This is a genomic window from Sphingomonas sp. 66-10, from assembly GCF_001897045.1.
Taxonomy (GTDB): domain Bacteria; phylum Pseudomonadota; class Alphaproteobacteria; order Sphingomonadales; family Sphingomonadaceae; genus Sphingomonas; species Sphingomonas lycopersici.
In genome coordinates, this window is the sequence record NZ_MKRR01000098.1 from 36,126 (window position 1) to 38,753 (window position 2,628).

At 66.2% G+C, this 2,628-nt stretch carries 3 protein-coding genes; 1 reads left to right on the plus strand and 2 read right to left on the minus strand.

Annotated features, from left to right (window positions below; all coding sequences use genetic code 11):
- Window positions 1-199, minus strand: a 199-nt coding sequence (locus tag BGN95_RS08860) for a wax ester/triacylglycerol synthase domain-containing protein (protein ID WP_286772423.1), incomplete at its 3' end; no start/stop codon positions are given.
- Window positions 200-303: 104 nt separating this feature from the next.
- Here BGN95_RS08860 and BGN95_RS08865 point away from each other — a divergent pair.
- Window positions 304-978, plus strand: coding sequence for a peptidylprolyl isomerase (locus BGN95_RS08865; protein WP_286772424.1), 675 nt, complete (start codon window positions 304-306; stop codon window positions 976-978).
- A gap of 51 nt (window positions 979-1,029) precedes the next feature.
- Here BGN95_RS08865 and BGN95_RS08870 read toward each other — a convergent pair.
- Window positions 1,030-2,628 (minus strand): helix-hairpin-helix domain-containing protein (locus BGN95_RS08870; protein ID WP_502688273.1); only part of this gene is annotated, 1,599 nt, incomplete at its 5' end.

Sequence of the window (2,628 nt, forward strand, 5' to 3'; positions counted from 1 at the left end):
ACGGCACGCGGACGAGGCGCTGTCGGAATGATCGCGCCCCGCGCAATCGCGCCGCGATGAAGGCGAGGATATCCTTGAACCTGACGAACCCGCCCGGCGCGGTGGAGGGATCGTAGATCGCAACCGATCCGATGTGCATCGGCGTGTGCGGGGTTTCCAGATAAACGAACGACGCATCCATCGCGGATAGTTGCTGCATCCGTGCCTCTCCTCCCGAGGCGACGGCGTTGCATCGCCTCATCGCACATGCTGGACCGCACAGATCGGCAGGGCAAGCGATTTCCAGACAGCTTTGGACAGGTTATGCTCCGCGGGATGCGTTGCCCGATCGTCCTGTCCGCCGCGCTGCTCGCGCTCCTTCCCACCGCGCTCGTCGCGCAGACCGCGCCGCCAGCCGCCGCGCCGACGCCTGCCGGGATCGTCAACGTCACCGTGACGACCGGCATGGGGCCGATCGTGATCGCGATCGATCGCGAGCACGCGCCGATCACCGCCGCCAATTTCCTCAAATATGTCGATCAGAAGCGACTCGACGGGGTGAATTTCTATCGCGCGGTGAAGATCCAGGACAATTACGGCTTCATCCAGTTCGGCACGCAGAACGATCCCAAGCGCACCTTGCCGCCGATTGCGCACGAGCCCACCAGCAAGACCGGGCTGAGCCATGTCGACGGCGCGATCTCGATGGCGATGGACAAGCCAGGGACCGCGGCGGGCGATTTCTTCGTCATCGTCGGCGACATGAAGCCAATGGACGCCACCGCCACCGATCCTGGCTATGCGGTGTTCGGCAAGGTGGTGAGCGGGATGGACCTCGTCCACCGCATCATGGAAGCGCCGACCTCGCCGACGCGGGGCGTGGGGGTGATGAAGGGGCAGATGCTCGAGCCGGTGATCAAGGTGATTTCGGTGCGACGCTCGCCCACGACGCCGGTGACGGCTCCGGCGCCGATCGCTACGCCCGCGCCCAAGCCCTGACCTTCTCCCCTCCCTGGAAGGGAAGGGAGAAAAGTTCTCGGAAGGCGAAATTTACCCCGCCAGCGCGAGGTGCGTCTCGGCACGCCCCAGCGCCGCGGCGATCACCCCCGGCAGCGACCCGACCCGCGCGATCAGTTCCTCGTCGAGCAGGAAATCGCGCCCGAGCAGCAGCACCGCCTCGCCGCCCTGCGGCAGCCGCAACTTGAGCCGCACCTCGCCGCGTGCGCCGCGTTGCCCTTCGAGCAGCGTCGCGAGCGGGGCGATCGCCGCGGCGCTGTCGATCGCGATCTCGGCGACGAAGCGTGCGGTCGAGGCGAGGGTCTCGAACGGCTGGAGCCGCCGGATCGTGACGCGCGGCTGATCCTCCCCCGGCCGGCGATCGAGCTCGACCGTCGCCAGCGCACAGGCACCGGCGCGCGCGGCTTCCTCCAGATCGTTGGACACCATCTCGTCGAAACAGGTCGCGAAGAACTGCCCGCTCTGGTCCGATAGCGTGGCCATCATATAGCGCCGCCCGCGTGCCGAGGTGCGCCAGCGCGCCTCCTCGATCAGCACCGCCATCGTCGCGCCGGCGCGGGTGCCGTCGTCGGGGATCGACAATTCGCCCAATGCCGCGAATTGCCGCGCGCCGTGCATCCTGGCGAGATGCGCGTGGCGATCGACCGGGTGGGCGGAGAAATAGAAGCCGAACGCTTCCTTCTCCTGCTCCATCTTCTGCGCCATGCTCCAATGCACCGAGCGCGGCAGCTTGATCGCGTCACCGGCGTGGCTCGCCTCGCCGAACAGCCCGCCCTGCCCGCTGGTCCGCGCCTCCTCGGTCCGCGCGGCGACCGCGAGAATCGTCTCGGCCACCGCGAACACCCCGGCACGGTTGGGTTCGAGCAAATCGAACGCCCCGCCCGCCGCCAGCGTTTCGAGCTGGCGCTTGTTGAGCAGCCGCGGATCGACACGATGCGCGAGATCGTCGAGGCTCTTGAACCGGCCGTTCGCCTCGCGCTCGGCGACGAGCTTTTCCATCGCCCCCTCGCCGACCGACTTCAACGCGGCGAGCGCATAACGCACCGCCGGCGCGCCGTGATCGTCGACCTCGACGACGAATTCCGCCTCGCTGCGATTGATGTCGGGCGGCAGGCATTCGATCCCCATTCGCCGCATGTCATCGACGAACACCGCCAGCTTGTCGGTCAGATGGATATCGTAACACATTGAAGCCGCAAAGAATTCATGCGGGTAATGCGCTTTGAACCACGCCGTCTGATAGGTGAGCAAGGCATAGGCCGCAGCGTGGCTCTTGTTGAAGCCATAGCCGGCGAACTTGTCGATCAAGTCGAACAGTTCATTGGCCTTGCCGGCGGGGATCTTGTTGGTGTTGGCGCAGCCCTCGACGAAGATCGCGCGCTGCGCGTCCATCTCGGCCTTGATCTTCTTGCCCATCGCGCGACGCAACAGGTCGGCGCCGCCGAGCGTATAGCCCGCAAGCACCTGCGCCGCCTGCATCACCTGTTCCTGATAGACGAAAATCCCATAGGTCTCCTTCAGGATCGGCTCGAGCAACGGGTGGGGATAAGCGATCTCCTCCTGCCCGTTCTTGCGGCGGCCGAACATCGGGATATTGTCCATCGGGCCGGGGCGATAGAGCGCGCCGAGCGC